Source organism: Vibrio sp. ArtGut-C1 (assembly GCF_002105475.1).
In the GTDB taxonomy this organism is placed as follows: Bacteria; Pseudomonadota; Gammaproteobacteria; order Enterobacterales; family Vibrionaceae; genus Vibrio; species Vibrio diabolicus.
The window spans coordinates 217457-244408 of the sequence record NZ_NCTH01000001.1; the positions used below are offsets into that span (position 1 = coordinate 217457).

30 protein-coding genes are annotated in these 26952 nt (G+C 46.2%); 9 read left to right on the forward strand and 21 right to left on the reverse strand.

The window, feature by feature from the left end; translation table 11 throughout:
• The first annotated feature begins 93 nt into the window (after positions 1-93).
• Positions 94-858, forward strand: coding sequence for a ferredoxin--NADP reductase (locus tag B7360_RS00895; protein WP_047009626.1), 765 nt, complete (start codon positions 94-96; stop codon positions 856-858).
• A 134-nt stretch (positions 859-992) separates the two neighbouring features.
• Here the strand turns inward: B7360_RS00895 and B7360_RS00900 are convergent, their stop codons facing one another.
• The 10 genes from B7360_RS00900 to B7360_RS00950 all read right to left on the reverse strand — a co-directional run bounded on the left by B7360_RS00900 (position 993) and on the right by B7360_RS00950 (position 12192).
• Complete coding sequence (locus tag B7360_RS00900; protein ID WP_005396614.1) at positions 993-1664, reverse strand: DUF2057 domain-containing protein; 672 nt, start codon at positions 1662-1664, stop codon at positions 993-995.
• Positions 1665-1880: 216 nt separating this feature from the next.
• The gene (locus B7360_RS00905; RefSeq protein WP_005396613.1) at positions 1881-3029 is read right to left on the reverse strand and encodes an AI-2E family transporter; all 1149 of its coding nucleotides are present in this window, start codon (positions 3027-3029) and stop codon (positions 1881-1883) included.
• Complete coding sequence (locus B7360_RS00910; protein ID WP_005396612.1) at positions 3022-3708, reverse strand: potassium channel family protein; 687 nt, start codon at positions 3706-3708, stop codon at positions 3022-3024. The genes B7360_RS00905 and B7360_RS00910 overlap by 8 nt, the downstream gene beginning before the upstream one ends.
• A gap of 16 nt (positions 3709-3724) precedes the next feature.
• Positions 3725-4615: an HlyD family secretion protein gene (locus tag B7360_RS00915; protein WP_006740779.1), complete on the reverse strand. Its 891-nt coding sequence runs from the start codon at positions 4613-4615 to the stop codon at positions 3725-3727.
• Between the two features lie 12 nt (positions 4616-4627).
• Positions 4628-4831: a DUF1656 domain-containing protein gene (locus tag B7360_RS00920; protein WP_085342527.1), complete on the reverse strand. Its 204-nt coding sequence runs from the start codon at positions 4829-4831 to the stop codon at positions 4628-4630.
• Complete coding sequence (locus B7360_RS00925) at positions 4831-6474, reverse strand: TolC family protein (protein WP_085342528.1); 1644 nt, start codon at positions 6472-6474, stop codon at positions 4831-4833. The genes B7360_RS00920 and B7360_RS00925 overlap by 1 nt, the downstream gene beginning before the upstream one ends.
• 10 nt (positions 6475-6484) lie before the next feature.
• On the reverse strand, positions 6485-8659 hold the full coding sequence (locus B7360_RS00930; RefSeq protein ID WP_085342529.1) for an FUSC family protein: 2175 nt from the start codon (positions 8657-8659) through the stop codon (positions 6485-6487).
• A gap of 388 nt (positions 8660-9047) precedes the next feature.
• Positions 9048-9917, reverse strand: a complete 870-nt coding sequence (locus B7360_RS00940) for a DMT family transporter (protein ID WP_085342530.1) — start codon at positions 9915-9917, stop codon at positions 9048-9050.
• A 141-nt stretch (positions 9918-10058) separates the two neighbouring features.
• Positions 10059-11027: an HTH-type transcriptional regulator YidZ gene (gene yidZ / locus B7360_RS00945; RefSeq protein WP_024702169.1), complete on the reverse strand. Its 969-nt coding sequence runs from the start codon at positions 11025-11027 to the stop codon at positions 10059-10061.
• A complete protein-coding gene (locus tag B7360_RS00950) occupies positions 11002-12192 on the reverse strand; it encodes an MFS transporter (RefSeq protein ID WP_085342531.1) in 1191 nt (396 codons plus the stop codon). Before B7360_RS00950 ends, yidZ begins: the two co-directional genes overlap by 26 nt.
• 132 nt (positions 12193-12324) lie before the next feature.
• Between B7360_RS00950 and B7360_RS00955 the strand changes: the two genes are divergently transcribed.
• Together B7360_RS00955 and B7360_RS00960 are read left to right on the forward strand one after the other, a co-directional pair.
• Positions 12325-12795, forward strand: coding sequence for a GNAT family N-acetyltransferase (locus B7360_RS00955; RefSeq protein ID WP_005499894.1), 471 nt, complete (start codon positions 12325-12327; stop codon positions 12793-12795).
• A gap of 25 nt (positions 12796-12820) precedes the next feature.
• Complete coding sequence (locus B7360_RS00960; RefSeq protein ID WP_085342532.1) at positions 12821-13276, forward strand: GNAT family N-acetyltransferase; 456 nt, start codon at positions 12821-12823, stop codon at positions 13274-13276.
• Between the two features lie 10 nt (positions 13277-13286).
• Here the strand turns inward: B7360_RS00960 and B7360_RS00965 are convergent, their stop codons facing one another.
• Together B7360_RS00965 and B7360_RS00970 are read right to left on the reverse strand one after the other, a co-directional pair.
• On the reverse strand, positions 13287-13799 hold the full coding sequence (locus B7360_RS00965) for a DUF2799 domain-containing protein (protein WP_085342533.1): 513 nt from the start codon (positions 13797-13799) through the stop codon (positions 13287-13289).
• 342 nt (positions 13800-14141) lie between these two features.
• Positions 14142-14816 (reverse strand): fructose-6-phosphate aldolase, encoded by a 675-nt coding sequence (locus tag B7360_RS00970; protein ID WP_085342534.1) that lies wholly within the window; start codon positions 14814-14816, stop codon positions 14142-14144.
• Between the two features lie 214 nt (positions 14817-15030).
• Between B7360_RS00970 and B7360_RS00975 the strand changes: the two genes are divergently transcribed.
• Positions 15031-15960, forward strand: coding sequence for a glycyl-radical enzyme activating protein (locus tag B7360_RS00975; RefSeq protein WP_085342535.1), 930 nt, complete (start codon positions 15031-15033; stop codon positions 15958-15960).
• A 2-nt stretch (positions 15961-15962) separates the two neighbouring features.
• Positions 15963-18386 (forward strand): formate C-acetyltransferase/glycerol dehydratase family glycyl radical enzyme, encoded by a 2424-nt coding sequence (locus tag B7360_RS00980; RefSeq protein WP_085342536.1) that lies wholly within the window; start codon positions 15963-15965, stop codon positions 18384-18386.
• 49 nt (positions 18387-18435) lie between these two features.
• Here B7360_RS00980 and B7360_RS00985 read toward each other — a convergent pair whose 3' ends face one another.
• From B7360_RS00985 to B7360_RS01000, 4 genes are all read right to left on the reverse strand, one after another.
• A complete protein-coding gene (locus tag B7360_RS00985; protein WP_085342537.1) occupies positions 18436-19518 on the reverse strand; it encodes a trans-acting enoyl reductase family protein in 1083 nt (360 codons plus the stop codon).
• Positions 19519-19542: 24 nt separating this feature from the next.
• Complete coding sequence (locus tag B7360_RS00990; protein ID WP_085342538.1) at positions 19543-20487, reverse strand: SDR family oxidoreductase; 945 nt, start codon at positions 20485-20487, stop codon at positions 19543-19545.
• Between the two features lie 253 nt (positions 20488-20740).
• A complete protein-coding gene (locus B7360_RS00995; protein WP_085342539.1) occupies positions 20741-21178 on the reverse strand; it encodes a MerR family transcriptional regulator in 438 nt (145 codons plus the stop codon).
• Between the two features lie 98 nt (positions 21179-21276).
• Entirely contained in the window at positions 21277-21822 is a 546-nt protein-coding gene (locus B7360_RS01000; RefSeq protein WP_065646206.1) for a TetR/AcrR family transcriptional regulator, read from the reverse strand.
• Between the two features lie 98 nt (positions 21823-21920).
• Between B7360_RS01000 and B7360_RS01005 the strand changes: the two genes are divergently transcribed.
• From B7360_RS01005 to B7360_RS01020, 4 genes are all read left to right on the forward strand, one after another.
• Positions 21921-22394 carry an HPP family protein gene (locus tag B7360_RS01005; protein WP_005462762.1) on the forward strand — a complete coding sequence of 158 codons (474 nt, stop codon included), beginning with the start codon at positions 21921-21923 and terminating at the stop codon, positions 22392-22394.
• Between the two features lie 139 nt (positions 22395-22533).
• Positions 22534-22749: a TIGR02450 family Trp-rich protein gene (locus B7360_RS01010; RefSeq protein WP_046875742.1), complete on the forward strand. Its 216-nt coding sequence runs from the start codon at positions 22534-22536 to the stop codon at positions 22747-22749.
• 118 nt (positions 22750-22867) lie between these two features.
• Positions 22868-23245 carry a PH domain-containing protein gene (locus tag B7360_RS01015; RefSeq protein WP_005396583.1) on the forward strand — a complete coding sequence of 126 codons (378 nt, stop codon included), beginning with the start codon at positions 22868-22870 and terminating at the stop codon, positions 23243-23245.
• Between the two features lie 10 nt (positions 23246-23255).
• The gene (locus B7360_RS01020) at positions 23256-23474 is read left to right on the forward strand and encodes a DUF6500 family protein (RefSeq protein WP_085342540.1); all 219 of its coding nucleotides are present in this window, start codon (positions 23256-23258) and stop codon (positions 23472-23474) included.
• On the opposite strand, the gene B7360_RS25180 is transcribed toward B7360_RS01020, so the two are convergent.
• The 5 genes from B7360_RS25180 to fliL all read right to left on the reverse strand — a co-directional run bounded on the left by B7360_RS25180 (position 23471) and on the right by fliL (position 26938).
• Entirely contained in the window at positions 23471-23758 is a 288-nt protein-coding gene (locus B7360_RS25180; RefSeq protein ID WP_031780567.1) for a hypothetical protein, read from the reverse strand. The two genes, B7360_RS01020 and B7360_RS25180, sit on opposite strands and share 4 nt — an antisense overlap.
• Before the next feature lie 78 nt (positions 23759-23836).
• The gene (locus B7360_RS01030; protein ID WP_005396581.1) at positions 23837-24829 is read right to left on the reverse strand and encodes a flagellar motor protein MotB; all 993 of its coding nucleotides are present in this window, start codon (positions 24827-24829) and stop codon (positions 23837-23839) included.
• Entirely contained in the window at positions 24829-25686 is an 858-nt protein-coding gene (gene motA, locus B7360_RS01035) for a flagellar motor stator protein MotA (RefSeq protein ID WP_005396580.1), read from the reverse strand. Before motA ends, B7360_RS01030 begins: the two co-directional genes overlap by 1 nt.
• A 10-nt stretch (positions 25687-25696) precedes the next feature.
• On the reverse strand, positions 25697-26425 hold the full coding sequence (locus B7360_RS01040; RefSeq protein WP_005396579.1) for a FliA/WhiG family RNA polymerase sigma factor: 729 nt from the start codon (positions 26423-26425) through the stop codon (positions 25697-25699).
• Between the two features lie 12 nt (positions 26426-26437).
• Complete coding sequence (gene fliL, locus B7360_RS01045) at positions 26438-26938, reverse strand: flagellar basal body-associated protein FliL (RefSeq protein ID WP_005398533.1); 501 nt, start codon at positions 26936-26938, stop codon at positions 26438-26440.
• Between the last annotated feature and the right edge of the window lie 14 nt (positions 26939-26952).

The window sequence follows — 26952 nt, forward strand, 5'->3', positions numbered from 1 at the left end:
TGAAATGGCGGCCTTATTATGTAAACTAGAAACTTTACATAATTGAGTTGAAGGCGTAAGTTTAACTAAGAGTAACCAAATAGGAGGTGTCTCATGACTGAGCTGAAAGGTTTCAATCTAGCCAAGGTGGAAAAACGCATTGACTGGACTGGCGAGCTGTTCAGTTTAAGGGTCTCAGGCGCGCCTCTTACCTTTAAAGCCGGCCAGTTCACCAAGCTTGCTTTGCTAGATGATGAGGGCAAGCCGATCAGCCGTGCTTACTCTGTGGTTAATGCACCAAGCGAACAGTTCGATTGGTTGGAGTTCCTAATAGTAGCGGACCCTCAAGGACAACTTTCCCCAAGGCTCCAAAAGCTTAAATCTGGTGATAGTATTTATGTTGGTGAGACCGCACATGGTGACTTAATCCACGACTCTATTCCTAAACAGGCTCATGATCTGTGGCTGTTATCTACAGGTACAGGTATTGGACCGTTTTTATCGCTACTGGATGATATAAACTTACCACCTCATAATGAGCGAATTGTGCTTGTTCATGCGGTTCGCTACGAAAAAGATTTGGTCTACAAATATCTGATTGAGCAACTACAGCAACGATATGAAGGCAGATTAAAGTACATCCCGATAGTCAGTAGGGAAGTGGTGGATGGTCAGTTACAAGGTCGAATTCCTGAACTCATCGAATCGGGTAGACTGTCCAACGCTGCTGATGTGCCATTCTCTGCTCAAAGTAGTTTTGTCATGATGTGTGGGAACCCGCAGATGATCAAAGATACCTTGCCAGTCTTACAAGGGCTTGGGTTGGAAAAGTATCGTCCTAAAACAGGAGGCAATATCATCTATGAGCGTTACTGGTAGCGTTTGGTTAAATTGATATAACCATATTGAAGACATGATGATCACCAATACCAAAGTCGCTCAAGCGTCCTAGCTTGTTCGATCAAAAAAGCCACATGAAGTGGCTTTTTTAATATCGATAGAGTCAATCAGACTTATTGTTGATTAACGTACGCTTTAAAGCGAGCTTTGGTTTCTGCGTCTGCTTTTTGGTACCAGAAGTGCAGCATCTCTTCTGCTGTCGAATCTGATTTAACCGCAGTCGCTCTCGCTTGTTTCATATCTTCAGGAATCTTTGCTGGTAGTGTGACTGGTTGAGCAACGGCTGCACCAGCAACAGCGATAGCAGCAACGCCGCCTGTTTTGTTGTAGCTTTCCACTTCACGCACGTAATCACGACCGATTTGCATACCCGGTTTGATCAATTTGTCTTGCTCAACGGCGACGGTGTTGCCTGAATCATCAACCAGTTTCCAATTTAAGTCCTTGATCTTTTCTTCCGCATCGCGAAGGTTGCGGTATTCTGGCATTTGTAGCGTCAGCTCGGCATTGGCAGCGTCAAATCGTGTAACGATAACATCGCTTTCAACACTTAAACGGTCATTACCTTGGTTAAAGTAAGGGGCGAAGCGAAATACGACTTGGTTAACGCCATCAGGTAACGTTAGTGTTCTTTCCGAGGCGAAAAAACCACCCGAAAGGTCTGCTTTTTCACCGTTAGCCGCTAATACTGAAACGTTGTCAGGAACACTCACGGTTACATCTGCGAATGCCATGCCACTCATTGCGAGAGCAAGCGCACAAGTTAAAGGCTTGATCAATTTCATTGTTTTTATCCTAAGCAAATTAGTGGTCATCGAGAGTGCATCGTTCATTGCCCGATTGCAACTCCCAAGTGTAAGAAGTATGAAAATTTAACAAGAACGTCATTTTTATCGCATTTATTACGGGGAAACTGTGATCCAAATAGAATCAAACCGCTGCAATAGAGCGGTTTGATATCATAAGTTATAGATTAAATTTCTTTCTAACTTATTGATTTATTATATGCCAGCACCGTGTCCAGGCTCTGATTGGTCATCAGAAGCGTCTTGTTGTTCTGCCATTTCTTCTTGCTGTTGTGCTTTCTCAATGCTCAACCACCAAACAAATAACTCATACCAAATCGCCAGGATAACAGCACCTAAGAACAGACCAACGATGCCGTAGAAAAGCATACCACCGATGGCACCGAGCAGAATCACAGGCATTGGTACGTCGACACCACGTCCCATTAACATTGGTTTGAACAGGTTTTCAGAAAGAGCTGCAACTACTACCCAGACAGTAAACATGGTGGCTGTCGTTGTATCTTGAGTCATGTACATAAAGCCGATCACTGGTAGTACGGCAAGCAGCGCTGGTAGCTGAGCGATACACAAGATCATCAGAATCAGAGTAAGCAAACCAGCTGCTGGAACGCCAAATACAAAGAAACCAGCACCGATCAATAGGGCTTGAATCGCCGCCACACCGACTACGCCAAGCAGTACGCTTTTAATGGTTGCTGCGATAAGCGTGGTCCAGCTTTTAGCGTTTTCACCAGCGGTACGAATAGCGATGGTTCTTAGCCCTGATGCTGCAGATTCAGAGTACGTCATAAAACCTGCTGCAATCGCAAGTGACAAGATTGAAAGCAGTAAACTGCCCAATACACCGCCAAGTGTGCCTAGCAAAGAAGTGAGCGCGGACTTTATCTGCGGCATAAAGGTTTGAATCGCTTGTTCAAGGTTAGTCGCGAATAGGGTCCACACCTCATAGAGCTTATCACCTACGACAGGCCAATCCGCAACGGAAGGTTTTGGACCTGGGATCTTCACTTGTCCGTTTTGCAATACTTCAAGCGCATGCGTTGCACCATCCACAATAGAACCTGACACCATAACAAGTGGTGTGACTAAGAGTGCAATACCAAGTAAAGCAATCGTCGTGGCTGCCAGCCCTCTGCGACCGCCATATGCACGCTCCAGCTTTTTTGTAAGTGGCATTAAAGCGACGGCTATAATTGCACCCCAAATAACGGGAAGAATGAAGGGTTTGATGATGTCGTACGTAAACATCAGCAAGACGAAGATCAAGCCAATGCGTATTGCTGATTCCACCATATTACTGATGAAAAGCTTACTGTCGATTTTTACCGATTGTTTATCCATTTTTGTTTACCTGATGATCAATGTTAGAACTGACGAGACTTGAAACAACAATCGCCATATAGAACACACCTGTAATGGCCTCTAAATACACCACGACTTGAGCCAATGGCGTTAGAGGGCTGATATCGCCATAACCAAGCGTGGTTAAGGTGACGAAACTAAAATACGCCGCATTAGAGAAATTCTGCCCCCAAGAAATGGCTTCCATCCCAGTGAATGAGGTTGGCGAGAACTCTAGAAGAATGAGATAGGCAATTGCCCACATCAGACCAAGCAGTAAGAAAAGCGCGACTGAGCCAATGACTTTGTTGCTATTGACGTGGCCAGTGAAAAGAATCTGCCTTGCGATGGATTTAAAAGTGCCGAAAAAGAATGCGAAGGTGAGGGCAAGCATCACTACATTCATCTCTCGGATGTTGAAAACGGTCTTGATAACAATCACAAGAACCCAAACGCCAAACAGGGTATAGAGGAAACGAGACCACATTTTGTCGAAGCGAAGGCTGGCAAAACAGACAATGAACGTGAGAACCGTGAATGCCTGCAGTATGTGTTCAATCGTCCCTTCGCCCACCACTTGTGCCATCGCACTCCCTAGCAACAAAATCACCAGCGCTAAAGTTAGATAGAAGAAGTTGTTTTCTTCATTAATGTTTTTGAGTTTTTTACCAATGACCATGGTTCTTCTCACTTAGTTACTGTTCATTTTCTGCTGATGAATCTTTCATCACCATGATGGACGCAGAAAGCCCGAATCGAAGATCAACATCTTCTGGAAGTTCTTGGATTGAGATTCGTACCGGAATACGTTGTGCTAAGCGAATCCACTGAAAAACAGGGTTCACGTTTGGAAGAAGGTTGTAGCCGACCGTGCCGTCTTTCGGCGCAATACCCCAACCGATAGAGTCAACCGTTGCGTCAATTGGCGTGTCTGGGTGAGACATCAAAGTGACACGTGCTTGGCTACCCGGTTCGATTTGTGCGAGTTGGTTTTCACGGAAGAAACCAAACACCCAGAAACTGTTCTTGTCGATCAGCGCCAGCAGTGGCTGGTTTGCGACCGCTTGCGTACCGTTTCGAATATCGAGGTTAGACACAAAACCATCGACGGTCGCATAAACTTTGGTAAAGCTGAGGTTAAGGCGCGCTGATTTTAATTGCTCTTCTGCAGATTTGATTTGCAGTAGCGATTCTTCGTAAGCGATTTCACGACGAATCAGATCCTTGTGAGAAACCGCGCCGCGGTCTTTCGCGCGAATATCTTTAAGGCGGTCGTATTCGATTTTTTTACCGCGAGAGCTAACAATGGCGCGTTCTAGTGCCACTTCGGCTTGAGACAAAGCAACTTCGTAAGTCGCTGGGTCGATTTCAAACAGTAAATCGCCTGTTTTCACTTCTTGGTTGTCTTGCACCGCGACATTTACAATTGGGCCTGATACACGAGGAGCTACTTTGATGACGTTCGCGCGCACTTGGCCGTCGCGTGTCCAAGGGTTATTAAAATACTCTTCAAATTTTTGATAGCCGAGCCAAGCTGCGCCACCAAGAATGACAAGATTGAGTGCGATTACGAATAGTTTTTTCATCTTGTTTGGCACCTAAAATTGAATATAAAAGCTGTCGATGGCCACCACATAACCGACCATGATGGCAATAAACGTCAGAGACGGAAAAGCAATGAAGCGAGACAGACGTGTCTTGTTCAATATCATCACCGTTATCCACGTTGCCGTGACGGCGAGAAAGAGCACCAGTAACGTGGGAGAAAAGTAAATGTCTCCCAAAGAAAGTTCATGAGGCATTAGAGATCCTCCGTTTTGTTTTCATCACTGTTCTCAGCCGGAGTTTCGAGGCGCAAAGGCGGCAATACGCGGTTTTCTTCATCTAAATAACCATCCCAGTCAGTACGTTCTGTCATTGGCTTGGCAATAGATTCACTGAGGAAGGGTTTGCCTGTTTGGGTTTGCCAGCCTCCACCGAGGGCTTTGTAGAGCGCGACAACTTGGTTCGCGACGTTCCCTTTGATCGTTGCGTAGCTGTCTTCCGCACGGGTCATTTTCTCTACCGAGTTGAGCAGACGTTCAAAAGAGATTTGGCCGTTTTCGTACTGCGTCATGGAGATGTTGAATGCACGAATGGAAGAGTTGACTGATTGCAAACGTAAATCTTTTTGCTGTAAATACAGGTCATACGCTTCGATTGCATTGGTCACTTCGTTCACGGCTTGCAGCACTTTTTTGTTGTAGTTGGTCAGCGTTTCTTGGAAGCGAGCATCTTCGAAACGAATGTTATTTTTCACGCGTCCGTATTGGAAAATATTCCAACTGAACGTTGGGCCAACCACCATGGTGAGCGAATCGCTAAAACTGAAACTGCTGCCATCGGGAACCGTACTGTCGATACCGATGGAACCGAACAGTGAAAAGCTTGGGTAAAGAGCGGTTTCCGCCACGCCAATTTGCGCACTCTGCGCGCGAGCTTGCATCTCAGAGACTTGCAAATCCGGACGTCGCATCACTAAGTTCGCATCCACTTGGGTATCCAACAGCGGTGGACGCGGCACAATGGAGCGCTCGTCGGTGCCCGATAACGCCGATTTCCTGCCTGTCGATTTGAACTGTTTTTCGTAGTCAGCAATTTGCTGTGTCAAACCGTCCGATTGCAGCAATTTCTCTACTTCTTCAGGCAGTACACCCAACAGCAAAGCAAGTGCCGTGCGCGACTGCTTCATCGCCACTTCGAGGCTTGGTTGCGCGGCTTTTGTGGTGTAAAGCTGGTTTTTCGCTTGCTGTACGTCTAGCTCTGTAACGTTGCCAGAGTCGAACTGCACCTGTGTAATGCGGACGACACGCTCTTGAATTTCGATGTTGCGGCGAGACAGCAAAATACGTTCTTGGAATGTGCGATAGTTGATGTAATTGCGCGCCACCTCAGCGGTGATGGTGACCATGATGTCGTGATACGACGCGATGGATGCGTAATAACCAGCTTCTGCAGATTCGATACCACGAGCGTATTTGCCCCAAATATCCATTTCCCACGCAGCATCAAACGACAGAGCGGCGTTGTTTACACCCTGATCATTCACGTAGGCACGCGCTAGATTTCCTGACACGGTTTGAACTTGCGGGTATTGCAAGCCAGTCGAAATGCCAAGCAATGAACGAGCTTGGACAATGCGCAGTCCCGCGGCTTCTAAATCGAGGTTTTGTTTGCTCGCCAACTCAACCAGTTGATTGAGAGTTGAGTCATTAAATTGCTGCCACCATTGTTGTAGCTGTTGCTCTGATTGCTGCGTATCTTTGGCTGCTTTTTGCACCGACCAGTCACTTGGCATTGGCGCCTGCTTTGGATGAACATAGTCTGGCCCCACAGCGGTACACGCACTGAGCCCGAGCAGAGAAAGTATGGCGAGGCTTGGTTTAGTTAGTTTTGGAAGCATCATATCCCCACCTTTAAAAACGCTTCTGTTGTAAGTTCACCCAATCGATATCCTCGTAGGTTTGCTTGCAATGCTTGATTGCTTCGAACACGTTCCGTTTTAAATTCAGCAAGATATAAAAACCGGCTATCTCTGAATAAGCGTAGTCAGATAAATCTAACTCACTAAAAAAATCTTCCAGTTTATCTTCGAATGATTGGTAATCCTGACTGTATTGGTCGAATACGGAATCGAGTTCTTGTGTTGCTTGATGGCTGGCTAAAGCGCCCGCCATCAAAGGAATGATGGAATCGCGGTGTTGTTGGCGAAGTTGAGTAATCAGCGGATTGGTCAGCAACTTTTTCTCGGCGGCCATTAAGATGTTGATGTGACTACTGAGTACATCACACGCTTTGCTAAACGCGCCGATCGCTTCTGGCGTGGTTTTGTCAAAGTGTTTGTGGTTGATTTTCGAACCCCACACTTTGAGCTTTTTCGATGAAACGTTGAGCGTCACCAAGTGCAAGGCCCGTTTGAGCGGCGTGATAATCGAGCTGGATTGCTTCTGATAGGAGTCAAACAGATCCCGAGTGTGCCTAAAATAGCGCTCTTTTATGGTCAAAAAGAGGTGTTCTGGTCGTGAGCTAAACGGGAAGTAGTGCGCGAAAATGATCATGAACACCACCATGTAGAACAGCAGCATGATCGTCATGAGGATTCCAAAGTGATAGAACATGTTGTTGTCTAAACCGAGAACAAACAAGCCCACCATGTAGAAAATCGTCACTGGCCCGTTAAACAGATAAAAGCCGATAAAGGTGTAGATAAAGATGAACAGACCAAGTTCTAACCCGAGATCCAATTGCGGAAGAATGAAGACGTAAGAAGGCACCGCGAACAAGAAGCCGAAAGTGAACAGCACAAGCAACAAAATCGGGTGCACAGGTACGAACGACAGCAAAGACATAAACATGGTCGAGAAGACTACGAACGAGTAGCCGCCTGGTGGATTGAAATAAATCCAAATCAGCCCTGCAGCCCAATAAGTGACAAAGGTTTTGACCGCGGTTTTAAAGTTTTCTGCGTCCCACCATAGAAACTTGCCTTTCGGTTTCGGCAGTGGCACGTCAAAGGAGACATTGTTCGTCACAGAGTCAATGCAGCTAATGCTCTCCGCTAAACGCGACAAGTTTTGATGCATGAGCCCCAAGAGGTGCCCCAGCATAAGCGCAGAGCCTTTCTCTAGGTGAGCCGCGTCTTCAAGCAACGCCTGGTTGTATTCGACTTTGAACTCTTGAGCACGAAAAGCGGGCTCTTTTTCGTCCCACACTTGTTGGCAGGTATCAAATAGCGCGTCAATTTCCGCAACGGCTTGATCAAAGTTGCTGATGCTTTCACGGTCTAGCTGGTGGCTAAAGTGGCTGTGCGCCGCGACGGTCAATTGTTGCGTTACCTGCTTGTTCAAATGAACCGCCAAGCGCCACTCTTTCATGTAGGCTGACACGTCGCTGCATTCCACACTGACTGTGGCAAAACGCTGTTCGAGCGCATTTTGGGCGGCAAACATCTGTTCGATAAGAGAATCCACGCTAGGTTGTGGCTCTCTTGCTTCTGGATTTTCTTCTCCCTTTTCTTGAGGAGAGACTTGCCCTGCCGATTTTTGCTCGAAATTTTGCAAGATAGCGGTGAACAACGCGCGTTGTGCTTGGTTGAGTTGTTCGATGAGCTGTCTTAGATTTTGTTCTGTTTTGGTCGGGAATAAGAAAGTCCCCACGAGCGTGTAAACCACCACCCCAAACACCGTCATATAAGCGCGGTCAACGCCATAAAGAAACGCACCTTCTGCGTCACCGCCATTGGACATCATCAGCGTCATCACACCGGTCAGCATGAGTAACGTTGGATCTTTTTGATAGGCATTACGGAAGTAAAAAATGAAAGAGACCACAACCGACACGCTCAGCATGTACAGCAAGCGGTCTTGAGCAAACAATCCCACTAGTAACAAGCCAACGACGGCGCCAACCAACGTACCGAACACGCGTAAGGTACCTTTGGCGAGAGACTCACGACGACTGCCTGTGGATGCAATCAGCATCACTGTGGTTGCGGCCGTCGATGCTTGCGGCCAACCCATGGCAAACGGGATCAGATAAGCCAGAGTCAGGCTAAGCGATACTTTAATAGCAAATTTTATTTTGTCGTTCATAGTGTCAAAGTTTGCTCAGGCTTATCGTTATAAGTTGATGAATTTATTATATGAATAATCAGAATCTTGTTCTGAATAAATTCGGGGGGCGGAATATAGCGGGTGAAAAAGTGTGCTTTGTAAACCCTTTGTCAAAACACAAAGTGCGTATTTGGCTCGATCTCGCGCTAGCCCTTGGCGTTATTGACGAAACGGCTAAAACGAGCAAAATCTCGATCTGTGACGATTCTCACTTTTGAAACAAAATCGTTGTGTTGTGTGAGCCAATTCTCACCTTATATCCTTCGCCTGATACTAAAGCAGGCCACTCGTACCATCTGCAATGAGCTTTGCTGCTTTAAAAAGCATAGATGATGAATGGGTATTTGAGAGGGAAAGTTATTATTTTTTATCGGCTTGCCGATTGTTCGCTTGTTTTTTTGGATCGAGATAAAAAAACCAAAGCGATGCCACCAAGAATGATGCCACTGGTTAAAAGTGTGTGTAGTGAAAGAGGTTCGTGGAGTACGACGGTGCCTAGCAGCAAAGCAATGGCCGGCACGGAAAGTTGGCTGACGGCGGCCTGAAGTAAAGAGAGCTTACGCATTACTTGATACCAAAGCGTATAACCAAGGCCAGATGCAATGGCGCCAGACGTGATAGCGAGCAAGATTCCGCCCAGAGAAAGATGGATTGAGGACAGCATCAACGGCGATAGCAGTATGCCAATCATAGATGCAGCGATAAATCCCCACGTGATGCCACTACTTGGAGAGGGCGCTTGTTTGCCGAGCGCAGTAAACGCAGCCCAACAAACGCCAGAAATCAACATGAGAAGTGCAGAACTGATATCGGGGCGCGTGGCAGATGGCAACATTAACCAAACAAAGCCAACAATTGAAAGGCCGATACCGATGATTTCGAGAAACTGAAAGCGCTCACCTTGCCACCAATAGATTGCCAGTAACGTCAGTTGCACGGCACCAAACAAAAGCAAAGCACCGGTTCCTGTCGCTAGTTGTAAGTACGCGAAAGAGAAAAGGGCAGCGTAACCAAATAACGCCACGCCAGCAAAAAAGCGAAAGCGAGAAGTTGGCCGATCGGTTTTCCATTGACCTCTCACGACAAGCAAAGCGATTAAGGTAATCGCGCCAGATATCAATCGGACGAGAGTGAAGCTTCCTGCATCAATCAACACTTCGGCCAATGCAAGTCGGCACAATAATGAATTGGCGGCGAACGCCAGCATCGTAATAGCAGTGAGTAAAAAGGTCGACATCCTTGGCCCTTAACGCAGAAATATGGATTGAGTGTAGCGTCAAACGACCTTTTTCATTAGTTGATAAAGTGATTAGTTATAGCTGTCAGAGCGAGAAAACCATCAAAAATCACCAAAGAAAACCTGACCTTAGCCTGAGTGTTACTGTGGTAGGGATGGTTGTTCGTACAATGACTTGATGGTGTTTTTCAACCATAGCAATTTGGGATTGTACGCATTGCGTTTATGCCAAATCATGGTAAATGGAATCAGTAACTTGTCTTGTTGAGTTTGGTCTAACGGAATTGGCAAGCACACCAAATCGAGATGCAGCTTTTCTGTGTAGCTTTTGCAATAGTGCGGCGCGGTGGTGATCATGTCATGCGTGGGCTGCGCTGCCATAAAAAGGGATTGCTCAAAGTTGGACATCGTCAGCCCGATAGAGCGCTGTAGCCCTAGTTCCGTTAACACTTCATCCAACGCCCAAGTTTCACTTTTTTCCCAAACAATATTGATGTGTTGGTAGCTCAGAAAGGTCTCGAGATTCCACTCTTGCTGTAATGCCGGATGATCTTTATGTAAATACACCATCGGCAGGTCATAAAAAAGAATCTCAAAATCCAAAAAATACGGCAGAAGATCCAACGACTCTTTCGATCTCGGGTGACTTTCTCGGCCGGTAAAACCGATATCCGCCTCGCCTCGAATGATGGCGTCGAGTGAATCGTAATCCCAGTTACTGGTTTTTACTTTCGCTTCAGGGTATCGCTGGTGGATAGCGACGATGAGTCTGTCCAGCACCGTGAGCACTAATGGCGACTCAATCGTGATATCAAAACGCACTCCTTTAGGCGTAATATCGCTGCGTTTTTCTGCAATCTGGCTGCCAATTTGCAGCCATTCTGCAAGATCTTGCTCCATGCTTTGCGCCAAAGGTGTTGGCGCAAGACCTTTAGGTGTTTTGACAAACAAAGGATCATCGAACCAATGACGAAGTTTGTTGAGCGACTTACTTACGGTAGAGGGCGTAACGTTCAGCTTTTTCGAGGCTTTCGAGACGCTTTGTTCTTGCAGCAATAATTGCAGAGTGAACAATAAGTTTAAATCAAGTCGCGCTAGGGATTTCTTCATAATGGGTATCGTGAACAGGCTTTGGAATCAATAGTATTAGAGCAAGGCTGATTACGCTACCTAACACTAAGATAAACACCAACATATTTAGAGCACTAACGCCGATGAAACCCATAAACCAAATATAGAACGCTGAACTACAAACTTGAGCAATGCCCAGTAACGAGCTTGCCACGCCAGCTTGTTGAGAGAATGGGCTGAGCGCTTGGCTCATGGCCACGCCAAAGCCACAAGCGAAGCCAGCGCAAATCAGCCCAAGTCCGAATACATAGTAAAGAGATCGTTCATCATGGAAATGGGCAGCACTGAGCACGATGCCTGCACAAGCGAGCAATACTTGAGAGGTGATCATTAAGGTACGCTGCTTGAAAATCCCCAATGCCAATGGCGCCGAGAACGAAATCAACATACTGATCGTCGCAGTCCCTGCCATGATGGAAGAATAGCCACCGCGATCAAAACCAAGCATGCTCATCACGACAATTGGTGAAGCGTTAACAAAGGTCAGAATGGTGGTCACTCCAAGCGCAGTAATGATCAGCCTACTGATAAAAAATCGCTCGAAGAAAGTCTCTTGATGGCTCTCTGGCGCTGTCTGTTCTTCACGTTGTTGGCTGGGTAGTGATTCCTTGAGAACAAAAATGGCCAATACACTGACGAGAATGCCCATTCCTGCCATTGTGGTAAACAAACTCGGCCAAGGAAATTTCAGCATAATCAAGTGACCAATCACGGGTGCGATCACTGGGATGATACAGGTGATGCCATTGAGCATCGACAATACTTTCGCGCGGCGCTCATCGTCTAACGTGTCGCGTAAAATCGCGAACGCGACGACATAGCAAGATCCAGCTCCGATGCCTTGGCAAAAGCGAGCAATCAAGAAAGCGTTTGGTTGCTCGGCCATCCCGCCGAGAAAAGACGCGAGCACGAAGATCATCGCGCCGACGACGGCAACAGGCTTTCGTCCCACAGAGTCTGCAATTTTCCCCGCGAATAACATGGTGGTAGCCATGCCAGCTAAATAGATCGAAAACGCAATATGCAACTGAGATTCACTGGCGTTGAGATCTGACGCAATTTGAGGCAAACCAACAAGATACAAATCAATGGCAGTAGGGTAGAGTAAAACGAGTGCAAAACTACAAAGTAAAAAACGGGACATGGAAACCTCTCTATCGAATGGCGAGGATAATAGAGTGCTAAACGTTTGCCTGCGAGTGGGAAATACGACACTAGGTATTTCTATTTACGACATACCCTGTATGAATTGAGCATAAAAACAACAAGGAAGATTATGATTACTATTGAAAAGTATTCGCCTGAGCGACATGAACAAACTTGCGAACTTAGCGTGCTAGAAGAGCAATCGCAGTTTACGGTCGCGGATGTGGGTGAAATGCTGACACGTCTTGAACCTACAGAACTTCCGCATCTGATTTTGGCAGACGATGACGTGGTTGGTTTTTTTCTGTTCGATGCTGCTTACAGCGAGAAATACGATTTTTGCCCGAAAAACAGCTTAGGCGTGCGTGCTTTGCTGGTGGATCACCGTCATCAAGGCAAAGGCATCGCCAAGCAAGCCATTCAACAGTTTGCCGATTTCGCCAAACGCCATTATCCCGAGTTTGATGCGCTTTATCTCACCGTGAATTGCCGCAACATACCCGCTTATCAGTGTTACTTAAAATCAGGGTTTGAAGATACCAATGAGCTTTACCACGGCGGCCCCGTTGGACCGCAGCACATTATGAGACAACCGCTTTAACTAGAAAAACACCAAGGATGGAAATATGAGAATTGAAATCGACAATTTAGAACGGCCGCAGGTGATTGCGTTGTTGGAAGAGCATTTACAGGACATGTACGCTACATCGCCACCAGAGAGCGTGCATGCGTTAGATGTAAGCAAGTTGAAGTTGCCTTCAATCACGGTTTGGACGGGCTGGGATGGTGAGCAGCTATTGGGATGTGTGGCAATGAGCCAACTAGAAGATGGTCACGCAGAGTTGAAATCGATGCGTACGACGCCGTCGGCGAGAAAACAGGGCGTGGCATCCCGCTTACTCAATCACGTGATTGAGCAAGCGAAACATCAGGGGATACAACGTCTAAGTTTGGAAACTGGGTCGATGGCATTTTTTGAACCCGCGCATCGCCTATATGAAAAACATGGCTTCGCGCACTGCGAGCCGTTTGGCGACTATCAACCTGATCCAAACAGCCGCTTTATGACCCTAACGTTGTAGCCCATCGTGACTAAAAGTTAAAGTAGTAATTAGCTCCTGGCGAGATGAGTGATGCACGCTCACGCGCCAGTTGTTTTCTTCTCTCTCTAATACGCTTCGCGTTGTCTTTATCTAAGTTTGCATCCAATTGATGATCAAGGCGTGATATCTCCGCATCTAACGCATTAATGCGTTGTTGACGCTGATATTCTTGATGGCCTAACTGATAGTTTTTAAGGAAAAGATCGTTAGAGCAAACGCCATAGTAGGTTTTTCCTTCTACACCCACCGCGTAACCATTGTCTGGCGAACAGTAAAGAATGGTGCCTTTATCAAAACCGTCTTTCCACTCAACGTGATTTGGCGTTACGCCTGCTTCGCGACAGTCTTTAATGTATTCGTACAAAATGTTTGGGTTGTTGCCTGAGCGGCCATCTTGGTAGCCGACGCGATACCAATCTGCGGTTTGGCATTGTTCTGGCGACATGCTGCTACAACCAGAAAGTAATGCAAACATGGCAAAGAGAAGCGCAATGCGTTTCATGAAGTGGATTCCTTGTTACTGCGTTAGGTTCGCTGATTATAAATGAACAGTGTTCATTTCCAATAGATAAAATTAATAATTACCGACTTATTGATGCGTTTCGCTTGTGAGTTTGTCGGCTTGAAGCAAAAATTTTTTGCTTGTGGAACGAGCGTTGTTCGTCAGTAGTGATGTTACGAATAGAGTGCTTTGCGTGAAGGGAGAGGCGAGATTAGTGGGGTGGGAACCTCTTCGTAAGTCGCATATACATACAGTTGCCTGCGCGAATGTTACTTTTTCTCAGAGATTCCCATATCAAAGCCCCTCGATCGAGGAGGAATGGGACTTTCGATAATTTTACGCTTAACTTTCAAATGAAAGTTTGTTGCCAAACGCGGATTTCCAGTCTTTATCAAATTGATCGACAGCCGGCTGAACTGCTGGATGAGAAAACATCTGCGCGGCCACATCGACAGGCAAGGTGATCGCTTCAATGCCTAACTTCATCACTTCCATCGCTTGTTGGGTATTTTTAAAACTTGCTGCCAAAATTTTTGCAGGCAGTTGGTTTTGATCCAGTAGCAATTGCAGGTCTGCGACCACTTCTACACCGTTTCCGTTCATCGCATCAATACGGTTCACATAAGGCGCAAGATAGTCAGCGCCGCACAATGCCGCAAGGAAACCTTGCTGAGCAGAGTAAATAGCAGTGGCGAGCACCTGAATTCCCTCTTTTTTCATTAACTTAATTGCCGCTAAGCCCGTTTCGGTTGCTGGCACTTTGACGACCATATCATAGGGTAATTCATGGATTTGGCGTGCTTCTTCCACCATGCCTTTTACAGTTGTGCTCACCACTTGAGCATGGAAACGGGGTGTGCCCCCTAACGCTTCTTGCATGCCAGCTAAGGTTTGGTTCAAGCCTTGTTTTGATTTCGCCAAAATACTTGGATTTGTGGTTACCCCTTTCAGAGGTAGGCATTGGTTAAAGCGTTTTACTTCTGCCACGTCAGCAGTATCTAAATAGAGTTCGATCATGGGTTCTACCTTATACAAAATCTTCGTTTTGATGATGGGATCACTATAGATCTGACAATCCGCTGAGATCTTGATTTTGATCAACTGTAATTTCAATTGAAACTATAATAATTTCATAAAGCGAAAGTTAAGTGCCAATATTTCATTATCAAATGAAGCTTTCAGAAAAAGAAAAGCGTGAAAAGTAGAAGAGCAAACCAAGAGGCGGACAGCAATGTATTTCAATATTCAGAGGTTCTCGACCCACGATGGTGATGGTATTCGCACCATTCTGTTTCTGAAGGGATGCAGTTTGTCCTGTCCTTGGTGCCAAAACCCAGAAAGCCGCAGTGAAAAGCACTCTCTGCTGTTTGATGAGCGCAGTTGTATAGCGGACTGCCAGCTTTGTGTGTCGGCTTATAAACAAACCGTAAACGGCGACATGGCGAGCGATGGTATTCGACGCATTGACGATCAAATCATCATCAATCGAAAAGCCATGAGCGAAGCGCAGATCATTGCGCTGCGAAACGTATGTCCAACACAAGCGCTCAGCATATGTGGAGAAGCGGCGAAATCGGACGACCTGTTTGGAGTGTTGATGAAAGACAAGCCTTTCTACGATCAAAGCCAAGGTGGCGTGACGTTTTCTGGTGGCGAGCCGCTGATGCAGCCAAATCTTGTAGCAGAACTTGCCGAACGTTTGTATCAAAACCATGTGTCTACGGCGGTGGAGTCGTGCATGCATGTTCCGTGGAAAAACGTAGAAAAAGTCGCGCCGTATATCGATTGCTGGTTAGCGGATCTTAAACACACCGACGAAGAAAAGTTTCTCCGCTGGGCGAAGGGATCGTTAAAACGCATCAAAGACAATTTTAGAAAATTGGCACCGATTGCCAAACGCATTGTGATTCGTGTGCCGGTTGTGCCGGGCTTCAATGACACCATTGATGAGCTCAAAGCGATCATTGATTTCGCTGCTTCTTTAGAAAGCTGTCAAGAACTTCACTTGCTGCCGTATCACACCCTCGGCATCAATAAATACCGTTTGCTCGATATGCCTTACGAGTGTTCTGACAAACCATTAAATAATCCAGAACTGCTAGAAAACGCAATGCAATACGCAAGCGAACATACTCAACTTAACGTGATTGTTAGAGGTTAACCATGGACCTACATACCCTTCCAGAGCGAATCAAAGCCCACAAATCGGCACTGGTCAACATCGTAACGCCGCCTATCTGTACTGAGCGCGCAGAGGCTTATACTCGAGCGTATCAGGCAAATGAAGACAAACCTGTGATTGTGCAACGAGCGTTGGCGTTACAAGAGCACTTACGCACTCGCACCATTTGGATTAAGCACGACGAGCTGATTGTAGGCAACCAAGCGAGCAAAGTACGCGCTGCGCCGATCTTCCCTGAATACACGGTGCGTTGGATTGAAGCGGAAATCGACGAACTGGCCGACCGACCTGGGGCTGGTTTTGCGGTAAGTGAAGAAGACAAACAAAGCATTCACGCCATTACGCCATACTGGCGCGGTAAAACGGTTCAAGATCGCTGTTATGGACTTTTTACCGACGAGCAACAAGAGATCCTAGCCAGCACCATCATTAAAGCCGAGGGCAACATGACTTCGGGCGACGCGCACCTTGCGGTGGATAACGAAAAAATCCTGAAGATCGGTATGAACGGTCTGCTGGATGAGGTTCGTCAGCATCGCGCTAATAACGATATGTCGACGTATGAAGGGTTGAAGAAAGAGCAGTTTTATAAGTCCGTCGAAATTGTCTTGCTTGCGATTCAGGAGCACATGGTGAGTTACGCCGATCTCGCTCTGGAAATGGCACAAAACGAAACGCGACCAGAGAGGAAAGCGGAACTGGAGACAATCGCAGAAAACTGTCGTCATGTGGCTTTCCATGCGCCAACCAACTTCTGGCAAGCTCTGCAACTGAGCTATTTTGTGCAGTTGATGTTGCAAATTGAATCGAATGGCCACTCTGTTTCATTCGGTCGGATGGACCAGTTCCTAAACGACTACTACGTGCGTGATCTTGAAAGTGGCACGATGAACAAAGCGTTCGCCCTTGAGTTATTGCAAAGCTGTTGGTTGAAATTGCTTGAAGTAAACAAGATTCGCTCTGGCGCGCACTCAAAAGCATCGGCAGGTTCTCCTCTGTATCAAAATGTCTGTATCGGTGGCCAAAAGCTGAATGAGAATGGAGAACCTGAAGACGCCGTAAATCCGCTATCTTGGGCGATTTTAGAGTCTTGTGGTCAGCTACGTTCCACACAACCGAACTTGAGTGTTCGCTATCATGAAGGTCTGAATCAAGAGTTCTTGATGGGCTGTATTGAAGTGATCAAATGCGGATTCGGTATGCCTGCATTCAACAACGATGAAATCGTCATTCCAGAGTTCATCAAGCTAGGCGTCGAGAAAGCAGACGCTTACAACTACGCGTCTATTGGCTGTATTGAAACCGCTGTTCCAGGCAAATGGGGTTACCGTTGCACGGGCATGAGCTTTATTAATTTTGCGCGTATTTTACTGGCTGCGCTTAACGAAGGTGTGGATGCAACGACGGGCAAAGCCTTCTTGCCGCATGATAAGTCGCTAGCAAAAGGTAACTTCGAGAGCTTTGAGCAAGTCACCGCTTCTTGGGCGAAGCAAATTCGCTACTACACACGTAAATCGATAGAGATCGATACCGTAGTCGACAGTGTGCTTGAGCAGCAAGCGCAAGATATTTTCTGCTCATCGCTGGTGGATGACTGTTTGTCGCGTGGTAAAACAGTAAAAGAAGGCGGAGCGAAATACGATTGGGTATCTGGCTTGCAAGTGGGTATCGCCAATTTGGGTAACAGTTTGGCGGCGATCAAACATTTGGTGTTTGAAGAAGCACAAATCAGCCAAACGGAATTGGCAAAAGCATTAGAAGAAGACTTCGATGGTATTGAGAACGAACAACTTCGCCAACGCTTAATCAACTTCGCGCCAAAATACGGCAATGACGACGATTATGTCGACCAACTGCTGGCTGATGCTTACCAAGTTTATATCGATGAGTTGGCGCAATTTGTCAACACACGTCATGGGCGCGGACCAATTGGCGGTGGCTACTACGCAGGAACATCGAGCATCTCTGCTAACGTGCCATTTGGCGCATCCACGATGGCAACACCAGATGGTCGAAAAGCGAAAACGCCACTGGCAGAAGGCGCAAGTCCAGCATCGGGCTCTGACCGTTTGGGACCAACGGCGGTGTACAACTCAGTCGGTAAAATTCAAGCTAATAAAATCTTGGGTGGTGTGCTGCTTAACCAGAAGTTAAGCCCAGCGGCTGTCGCTTCAGAAGGGGATAAGCTCAAGCTATCGATGCTGATTCGTACCTTCTTTAATCACCATAAAGGTTGGCACGTGCAGTACAACATCGTCTCTCGTAAAACCTTGCTGGCAGCGAAGAAGAACCCTGAGCAATATCGTGACCTTGTCGTACGAGTTGCGGGCTATTCAGCCTTCTTTACCGCGCTGTCACCAGACGCGCAGGATGACATCATCGCTCGTACCGAACACGAGTTGTGATGGCCTCAACCCCTGTTAATGCAGAAGGCACCGATTGGTGCCTTTTTGTTTACTCTTCAATGGTTATGCCACTAGAGCCGGGAAGCTGCGACACAAAATTGGAGCCCATGAGCTTAGAGGGGGTGTATACACCGGCTTCAGGCTTCGTATGTAGCAGGTGTTCTACAATCGCCAGAGATCCCGTTACGGTTAAGCTGTAGCCATTGGCCGTTTGTACTCGTGCTGTTTTGCTTTGTCCGAGTTTGTTGCTTGCTTTACCCCACACATATGTGGGTAATTGGTTTCTTTGCTCCTCATTCGGTCCTTTTACGGTTCTTTCAATACGGCTTTTTATGAGGCTTTGTACCCAGGTTATGCCGAGAAGGGGGCGAACCCAATTCGCTCGTTTAGCGTTTTTTATCATGTTCGGCGATCCGGGAACAAAAACATCAATATTCTCAATCCCCGTGGTGTAATAGGCGGTTGAAACATCGCCCCACGGAATGGTCATCGCAAGTTTTTCGCCGTCACCAAAATCAATGTTGCGAACTTTATACGCTAGCGGAACGGTGGTGATTTTTCCGTTAAGTCGCACTTTTCCGCCTTGAGCCAAACCTTCGACAGACGTTTTCGCCGTGCCCGGAGAAAAACCAGAGCGAGAGTCAAAACCGAGAGACAAGTGTGTTGCATCTGGTAGCGCAGCTTTCAATGTGGCTGCAATGCAATCCGTTGGAATAACATCAAAACCAACACCGGAGCACAATACGACACTAGCTTCCTTTGCTTGTGATTGCAGCGTTTGTGCAAACTCAAATACAGAGATCTCACCTGTAATATCGAGGTAATGTGCGCCTACTTCTAGGCACGCTTTCATCATAGGTTTTGCTGTCGAAGAAAAGGGGCCTGCGCAGTTTAATACCAGTGAGGAACCCGAAATATGCTGGATCGCGCTGCTTTTATCCTCAAGAGAAAAAGCAAGACTTTGCAGCCCTAGTTCAGCCGCTAGGCTTTGTACTTTCTCTAAACTTCTACCTGCAAGGATTGGGTGGTGACCCCGTTTTACGGCCTCTCTCGCAATCAACTCGCCTGTATAACCATTGGCTCCGTATATGATCCAACGATCTGGGGATGATGCCGGTGTGTTATATTTCATCAAAAAGCTCCTATCAATGCCTGCTTAAAGAGGTTTCTGGTCATTGGCTTTTTCTTGTTGAATTGTGGTCAAGCCTTGTTCGAATGTGGTGATTTGAAAATCTGGAAAACGAGTCTGAAACTTATCCGAAACAAAAAGGTTGTCAGATTCGTAGCGAGGCAAAAGCTCGGCAGCATCTCGAATGGTTTGATTAAATCGCCCAGCTAGCCACAATTGCCAGCGCTTGATGACTTTGTATTTCGGCTGAACGTTAAAAACCTTTGCTGCAACAGCGATAAACTCCCGATACGTCAGTCGACGATCATCGCAAGGCAAATGCCAAGTTTGTCCGTAAGCATCGGGCGTATTCCCAATTAGCGCCATCGCTCGGCTTGCGTCTGGCGTATAAATTAAGCTGCGTTTGGTGTCATCACGTAAAAACACTTTTGCGCTCTTTTGGTTAAGTAGATTATCGATAATGGCGGAATTAGTGATGCTTTGCGTTTTCCCCGGGCCGTAAAACTCCGGAGCACGACAGATAACGGCTTCGATTTCTCCTTGATTCATCGATTCTAGCAGCATGTCAGTAATGACCGCACGAATTCGACCTTTTTCTCCATTGGGTTGAAATGGTGCATCTTCTTGTTGAGGCGTATCCGTTTGCGGGTACATGTAGGTATTATCAAAGTAAATAAGCTTTGCTTGATGAGTTTTACATGCGGCGATGACATTACGCATCATTGTTGGCCACTGTTCCACCCACAGTTGGGTATCCATTGGTAGCCCTGCAGTAAGGTAAACGATACTAGAACCTTTTACGGCATCTGATGTTTGTTTCGCGTCCAGCAAGTCCGCTTTTACCAGTTGATCCGTCTCGTTGACTCGATGCGGATTGCGGCTCACCAAACGTATGTCGCTCGTAAAGTTTCGTTTTAGGCTTAATGCCAGCTCACGGCCAATTTGCCCACTTGCACCCAATATCGTTTGCATTCACCAATCTCCTGCTGTGTTACTTTGATATTCATCCTAACGTTAAAGTTAGGTTTAAGGTCAACCCACATTTTGAGGATAAATTGGATTGATTTTTTATTGAGTATAGAAACAAGGAGATGGCACACCTGAGCTAAGGGCGAATGGTTTTGACAGACTCAATTTAGTGGCGGGCAGGGGAATTGGCGAAACTTTAACCCAACATCAAGAGTAAAGCTTCGCTTGTTAACATTGCTTTGATTTGGTGACGGTCTTATTTTTTATTTGAGGGATTTTCTTTGGTCAGAATCGTTTGACCAAGTTGAGACATGACGCGTTTTGCATTCATTGCACAGTCCATGTCATCTGGCTTAGCTTCAATCTCTTTAAGTACTTCTTTTAACTTGCTTTTACTCTGCGAAATTTTTCGCTCAAGCTCGTCGAGCTCTTGGATTTTTTGCTGCAAGGTTGTCAATAACTGATGATGATCCCAGTTAGAAAGGTCGGATGGCAGTAAGGCACTTAGTTCATCCAAACTGAAGCCAGCTTGCTGACCCGTTGTGATCATGTCCAGAATCATTAGTGCTTCTTGCGGATACTCGCGGTACCCGTTGGCTTTACGGGTCACGGTTTTTAGCAGCCCGATGCGCTCGTAAAATCGAATACGCGAGGGAGCAAGGCCAGTTTTTTGCGCCAGTTCGCCAATTTTCATATCAAGCGTGTCTCATTAGGTGGATAAAATAACCTTACCATTTCTGAATATTCTCGCCAGTTTGGTGCTCGGTCGATTCGTTTCTTGCTTTCTTACCGTTACAGCTTATGCAAAATTTCCACGCATTTCTTTGTGACGTCGTCGTACTCTTTTGTCATGTAAGCGGTGGTGATGGCACCTTCTTTCATGATGCAAATGGCATTGAGTAATGATGTGTTGTCTGATTTGAGATAGCGTTGAATTAGCTCACGAACCTGTTGTTTATGGTGGCGGCAATACGTTGCAATCTCGCCGCGGTCGTCACTGAATTCGGCGGACGTGTTGATGAAAAAACAGCCGCGAAACTCGCCCAATTTTTCCTCAGAACCATGAAACCAGCCGTTAAGCGCGGTAAACAACTGGTCGATCACGTCTGTGCTCGATTGTGCTGATGACAGTTTCTCCTCTAGCCACGCCATGAAGATTTGGTGGCGTTGTTCTAGTGCGGCAAGGATGAGCGCTTCTTTGCTTTCAAAATGGCTGTACAGCGTGCGTTTAGCCACGCCAGATACTTTAAGGACTTCATTGATGCCAATGGAGTTGATGCCCTGTTTGTAAAACAGCGACAACGCGGTATCGATCAATAACTGTTTCTTTTTGTTCATAACTACGTCCTCAAAAAGTTCTACAAACACATATTGACAAAGGTAGACAGGTTTGTCTATTTTAATTTGTAGACAATTCGGTCTACTTTGAGGTGTTTATGAATAATTTAATTTTATCGTTGGTCGCGGGGCTTGGTGCGACATTGGCTATTGGTGTGTTGTCTTACGCCGAGGTGTCTCTTACTGAGGTTGTACTTCTCATGGCGCCATTTGGTGCTACGGCGGTGTTGGTGTTTGGGGTGCCTAGCAGCCCTCTCGCTCAACCAAAAAATGTGATCATTGGTCACTTCATTACGGCATCTATCGGTATTGCGTTTAGCCAATATGTTGAGATCACGCCAATCACCCTCGCGATTGCGACTGGGTTAGGAGTGTCAGCAATGCTGATTACGAAGACAACGCATCCACCTGCGGGCGCAAATCCAATCTTGATCATGGCATCTGGGCAGGGGTGGAGTTTTCTGTTCACGCCCGTATTGATTGGCGCGGTGGTGATTGTGCTGGTTGGTAAGGCGTTGCAGTTGCTACAGAGTCAGTACTTAAACCCTCGTTTGAACGGTCAAAAGACCTAATTGGGTTGCAAGTAAGGCCGCATTAGGGGATGACCTCTTTTGCGGCTTTTTCTTTTCGTGGATGCTTAAAAATAAAATCTGATTCTCTCTTGGTATTCAGTCGTATACATAAAGATGCTAGTTAAATTGGTATACCACTATGAATAAAATTCACCCCAAGAAGCTATTGCACAGCAAATGGACGGCGACGTCACCTAAAAATAAAGAGAAGCACTTTGTCGTAACTGAAATGGAACTGGATGAAGACGGCAATGTTGTGAAATGTGTCATTGAGGCGGTTATGAGTAAACGTGAGCAAGAGATGAACTGGCAAGAGCTGAAAGACCCAGAGCTATGGCGGCAGGGCTGGAAGTAATGCACTTTGTTGAATTTTTTCCTAGGTTTGAAATCGAAAGATGGTACTTAGCTGATAGGCAACGGTCTGTGTATCTGCTACGTTGAGTTTGTTCGCTATCAACTAAAAAGGAATGACTATGATCGATTTCGACAATTCATCAGTGTTTAAGCTTAAACCCATTGAGGTATCAAAAGTTAGGGAAGATTTTCACAAGTTTCTTATTGATGGCGAGTCGGTATTTGCGGGCTTTAAAACGGTTCGCGACCAAGTGGTGTTTACCAACAAGCGAGTGATTGCGGCGAATGTGCAAGGGATTACGGGCTCAAAAGTGGATTACACGTCGCTGCCTTATAGCAAGATCAATGCATTTTCTATCGAGACGTCTGGTACTTTTGACTTAGATTGTGAAATTGAGTTCTTCATGAGTGAGGTGGGAAGAGTACGTTTTGAAATTAAAGGTTCGTTTGATCTGATTTCTTTCAACCGTATGGTTAGTGAGTATGTACTAGCGTAAGGGAATAGAAATGAGAGCTTCATTGAGAGACAAAATAATAGAGGTCTGTGACAAAAAGATCGAAAGCAAAGGTGAGCAGGTTGGGCTCTCATTTTATGCGTTTTTCGCCAACAAAAATGATGATCCTGAACAGTTGATGGAGGCGGCTACGTGGTGGATTCAGACCCATCGGCTCGACCACTTCGAAAAAGCATTAAAAATCAAATCAATGGTGGAGTCTGGTATCTAAATTAAAAAAAAGAAATAAAGAAAGCAGACAAATGCCAACAACGTCGCGGATAAAACAGGGTAGATAATATAAGAGTCCTGTTTATTGGTTCTTTGAAAGCACAGAGAAACGAGTAAGACGTTGTAGACGACGAGCAGCATACTAATCATGGTCCCACTGTTAAGCGTTAAACTGGATAGCTGAGTTAAGAAAAACGCCAATAAAAGGTAGTCGAAGACAATTAACCATAAAAAGGCTTTCTTCAACAGATCGCGTTTTTTGTTTTCGGATGGTGTTATGTGCATATAGAACTCAACTAAAAAGTCACAGTAACAGAGGTTTCAGTTAGAAAGGTCACCATCAGGCGAGGTGACCTTTTGAGGTTATAATTCTTGAATATTTACTTCGTTGGTGGCCGTATCACCCGAGTAATTGATGACTTCTTGTCGAATGACTGGTTGGTTAAATTCGGCTTTATCTTTCGCTTTTTGCAGTTCACTTTCTTGGTGGTTACCAAAAAGAGTTTCGAGTACTTTGGCTGCTGGCGTCGTTAAAACGAACAGCTCGATACGGCGGTTTTCGCTTGAATCTGGTTCATCAGGGTTAAGCAGTGCTCTATCCGACATGCCTGTGACCTGCATGACTCGATCATCCGGCATGCCACCTTCAACCAGCGTATTTCTTGCGACATCAGCTCGAGATGCAGATAGCGCCCAGTTTGATTGACGACCAAAGCGTTTTTTAAATGGAATCGCATCCGTATGTCCGCTGATGATCAGTGGGTTGTTCACACGCTGAAATACAGGCGCAAGTGCAAGTAATAAGTCTTCGAAGAAAGGGGTTAGCTCTGCGCCACCACGACTGAACATATGCTGTTTGTAATCATCTTGAAGGACGATACGTAGGCCTTGTGGGGTCACGGTGACGTTGACATTTCCTTGTGCGTTAATCTGAGCGGTCATTCGTTCAATGACTTTCGCCAACGCTGCAAGTTGCTCCTGAGTATCGAAGTTACCAGGAATCAACGAGTCGATTTCTGGCCCATCGCCGTCACCTCGAAAGTATGAGCTTACCACGTGGTTGGAATTGTGTTTACTTGGCACAGAAGAGTCCTGTGCCAAGTCAATAGGAGAGATACTTTGTGAAGTATCAAATGGATTACCGTAACTCTTGTCGAATACGCTTGAGCTATGTAAGTGGGCGACAATTGCTTTACGCTCTTCTTTGTCTACCACTTGCATAACCCAAAGCACAAGAAACAGCGCCATTAGGGCGATCATGAAGTCAGCAAACGCGACTTTCCACGCGCCGCCATGAGGTTCATCATGGCTGTGTGCTTTGGCACGTTTGAACACTACATGCTCTTGTTTTTGCATTATCCCTCCTGTTCAGCTAACCACTTCTCCATTTGGTTGAATGTTGGTTTGATGTCTAGCTGAATATGTTTACGACCAGCGTCAATGGCGAGCAATGTCGGCTTCTTCGCTACGTAGGCAACCAAGGTTGCGCGTACGCATTCAAAAGCAGTCATATTACGTTTTACTCGCTGAGCCATGGCGTTACTTAGTGGGTCTAAACCACAGTAACAACCGAAAATACCAATGAATGTACCTACGAGAGCTGCTGCAACGTGATAACCAATCATAGCGATTGAGCCATCAATGGCCTGCATGGTGATAATGATGCCACCAACTGCTGCAAGAATACCGAAGCCAGGTAGTGCTTCTGCTGTACGCTGTAGTGAGCGTGAAGGCAAAAGCATTTCGTTTTGGATAGCTTCAATTTCTTGCTCTAGCAGTCCCTCTAATTCATGAGGCGACATTTGTCCCATTGCCATTAAACGTAAATTATCAGTAATGAAAGAAATTAGGCGATGATCCTCAGCAATCGTCGGGTAAGCGAGAAACATAGAGCTCTGTTCTGGCGACTCAATGTGAGAGTCGAGAAACTTATAACCACGGTTGCGCGCTGTCTCGAGCAAGTTATTGAGCAGCGCCATTAATTCCATGTAGTACTCATGCTCTTCTGTCGGGCCTTTGATGGTCGCAGGCACTTGGCGACGCATTTCTTTCAGTACGTGAGGTGGGTTACCGATGATCAAAGAACCAGCAGCAGCGCCAATGATGATAAGGAATTCGGCTGGTTGCCAGATAGCGCCTAAGTTACCGCCGGCCCACATGTATCCACCGAAGACGCACACCAGGATAGTGAGGACTCCAAAAAACTTTTGCATCTTGTGACTCCTAAGAGGACATTAATTGGTTGAGTTGTTTCAGCGCTTGTTTGTGAAGCTGACATATACGAGGTGGTGTCAGATCCAATACCAGAGCTATTTCGTGTAAGTTGAGTTCATGTTGATAGAACAGAGTAAGCAGCAATTGATCACGCTTCGGCAATTTGCCTAAAGCGCTATCTAAACTGCGACGAATATGCTCATGTTCCATGCCATCATATTGCCCGCCAATATAACTATCACCACTGCTTTCCATCAGTTGGTCAAGGCTTTGCATCTCTCCCGCAAGGGCGGCATTTTGGCGGTTGTAATAGTCCTGCTCATTCGTCCCCAAGGCTTGGATGATTTCTGCATCCGTAGGCATCCGACCTAAAGAGCGTGTGAGATCTCGAGTCACGTCGTTGAGTTCGTGAGCCTGTTGGCGAGTTTTACGTGAGCGCCAATCTAACCGGCGTAATTCGTCTAAAATTGCACCTCGAACGCGACACACGGCAAAGGCAGGGAAATGAGGATCGTCAACATCGCCGTATCGGCGTCCAGCTTCAACTAGAGCGATAAGGCCAATTTGCTGCATATCTTCAATACTACAGTGAGAAGTGGCATGAACACGTAGCTGGTTAACGACGCGTTTCACCATAACTTGATGACGTTGCAGCAGTGCATTTTCGTCAATTGGGCGTGATGGCGTCGTCACTTCCTCTTCTGTGGTATAGGTGTCTTGTATATTCATGTCTAACATGGTTGTGCTCCGTTATTGCACAACATATTTAGTCAACAAAACATCGTCGATTTCGCGAACGATGTCTGTCTTAGCAAAAGCCAGTAAAAGCGTTTGTTTTACTTCGTTTTGCAGAATATCGATGGCACCCGCTTGCTGTAACTCATCAAATGTTTTGTCGCTAAACAATTTTAATAATGAGTTTTGTACCATTGGCATGTACTCATCAATGTCTTTGATGCGCTCAGGACGGCGTGTTTCAATTGCTAGTTCTAGCATGACAAAGTGAGTCTGTTTTTTACCTTTTACGGTCAAAACGACTTTGTCTAAAGGATGGAAGCTAGGACCTTTGCTTGTCGGTTCTTCTGTGACTAAAAATGACAATGGAGAATCATCGATCAAGGAACCAGAGTCAGGTGACTCTTGAGCGTGTTTGTTTAAGTACCAGATTCCGCCCATAATCGTGGCGGCCGAAACGAGGGCGCTGGTGATGATCATGGCGATAAACAGGGCGATCATTTGTTGTTTGGTCATAACCTTTTTCCTCG

Bases quoted from the DNA above. Each gene is read 5' to 3' on its own strand.
- B7360_RS00895 (WP_047009626.1), top strand. From the start codon at position 94: ATGACTGAGCTGAAAGGTTTCAATCTAGCCAAGGTGGAAAAACGCATT.
- B7360_RS00900 (WP_005396614.1), bottom strand. From the start codon at position 1,664: ATGAAATTGATCAAGCCTTTAACTTGTGCGCTTGCTCTCGCAATGAGT.
- B7360_RS00905 (WP_005396613.1), bottom strand. From the start codon at position 3,029: ATGGATAAACAATCGGTAAAAATCGACAGTAAGCTTTTCATCAGTAAT.
- B7360_RS00910 (WP_005396612.1), bottom strand. From the start codon at position 3,708: ATGGTCATTGGTAAAAAACTCAAAAACATTAATGAAGAAAACAACTTC.
- B7360_RS00915 (WP_006740779.1), bottom strand. From the start codon at position 4,615: ATGAAAAAACTATTCGTAATCGCACTCAATCTTGTCATTCTTGGTGGC.
- B7360_RS00920 (WP_085342527.1), bottom strand. From the start codon at position 4,831: ATGCCTCATGAACTTTCTTTGGGAGACATTTACTTTTCTCCCACGTTA.
- B7360_RS00925 (WP_085342528.1), bottom strand. From the start codon at position 6,474: ATGATGCTTCCAAAACTAACTAAACCAAGCCTCGCCATACTTTCTCTG.
- B7360_RS00930 (WP_085342529.1), bottom strand. From the start codon at position 8,659: ATGAACGACAAAATAAAATTTGCTATTAAAGTATCGCTTAGCCTGACT.
- B7360_RS00940 (WP_085342530.1), bottom strand. From the start codon at position 9,917: ATGTCGACCTTTTTACTCACTGCTATTACGATGCTGGCGTTCGCCGCC.
- yidZ (WP_024702169.1), bottom strand. From the start codon at position 11,027: ATGAAGAAATCCCTAGCGCGACTTGATTTAAACTTATTGTTCACTCTG.
- B7360_RS00950 (WP_085342531.1), bottom strand. From the start codon at position 12,192: ATGTCCCGTTTTTTACTTTGTAGTTTTGCACTCGTTTTACTCTACCCT.
- B7360_RS00955 (WP_005499894.1), top strand. From the start codon at position 12,325: ATGATTACTATTGAAAAGTATTCGCCTGAGCGACATGAACAAACTTGC.
- B7360_RS00960 (WP_085342532.1), top strand. From the start codon at position 12,821: ATGAGAATTGAAATCGACAATTTAGAACGGCCGCAGGTGATTGCGTTG.
- B7360_RS00965 (WP_085342533.1), bottom strand. From the start codon at position 13,799: ATGAAACGCATTGCGCTTCTCTTTGCCATGTTTGCATTACTTTCTGGT.
- B7360_RS00970 (WP_085342534.1), bottom strand. From the start codon at position 14,816: ATGATCGAACTCTATTTAGATACTGCTGACGTGGCAGAAGTAAAACGC.
- B7360_RS00975 (WP_085342535.1), top strand. From the start codon at position 15,031: ATGTATTTCAATATTCAGAGGTTCTCGACCCACGATGGTGATGGTATT.
- B7360_RS00980 (WP_085342536.1), top strand. From the start codon at position 15,963: ATGGACCTACATACCCTTCCAGAGCGAATCAAAGCCCACAAATCGGCA.
- B7360_RS00985 (WP_085342537.1), bottom strand. From the start codon at position 19,518: ATGAAATATAACACACCGGCATCATCCCCAGATCGTTGGATCATATAC.
- B7360_RS00990 (WP_085342538.1), bottom strand. From the start codon at position 20,487: ATGCAAACGATATTGGGTGCAAGTGGGCAAATTGGCCGTGAGCTGGCA.
- B7360_RS00995 (WP_085342539.1), bottom strand. From the start codon at position 21,178: ATGAAAATTGGCGAACTGGCGCAAAAAACTGGCCTTGCTCCCTCGCGT.
- B7360_RS01000 (WP_065646206.1), bottom strand. From the start codon at position 21,822: ATGAACAAAAAGAAACAGTTATTGATCGATACCGCGTTGTCGCTGTTT.
- B7360_RS01005 (WP_005462762.1), top strand. From the start codon at position 21,921: ATGAATAATTTAATTTTATCGTTGGTCGCGGGGCTTGGTGCGACATTG.
- B7360_RS01010 (WP_046875742.1), top strand. From the start codon at position 22,534: ATGAATAAAATTCACCCCAAGAAGCTATTGCACAGCAAATGGACGGCG.
- B7360_RS01015 (WP_005396583.1), top strand. From the start codon at position 22,868: ATGATCGATTTCGACAATTCATCAGTGTTTAAGCTTAAACCCATTGAG.
- B7360_RS01020 (WP_085342540.1), top strand. From the start codon at position 23,256: ATGAGAGCTTCATTGAGAGACAAAATAATAGAGGTCTGTGACAAAAAG.
- B7360_RS25180 (WP_031780567.1), bottom strand. From the start codon at position 23,758: ATGCACATAACACCATCCGAAAACAAAAAACGCGATCTGTTGAAGAAA.
- B7360_RS01030 (WP_005396581.1), bottom strand. From the start codon at position 24,829: ATGCAAAAACAAGAGCATGTAGTGTTCAAACGTGCCAAAGCACACAGC.
- motA (WP_005396580.1), bottom strand. From the start codon at position 25,686: ATGCAAAAGTTTTTTGGAGTCCTCACTATCCTGGTGTGCGTCTTCGGT.
- B7360_RS01040 (WP_005396579.1), bottom strand. From the start codon at position 26,425: ATGTTAGACATGAATATACAAGACACCTATACCACAGAAGAGGAAGTG.
- fliL (WP_005398533.1), bottom strand. From the start codon at position 26,938: ATGACCAAACAACAAATGATCGCCCTGTTTATCGCCATGATCATCACC.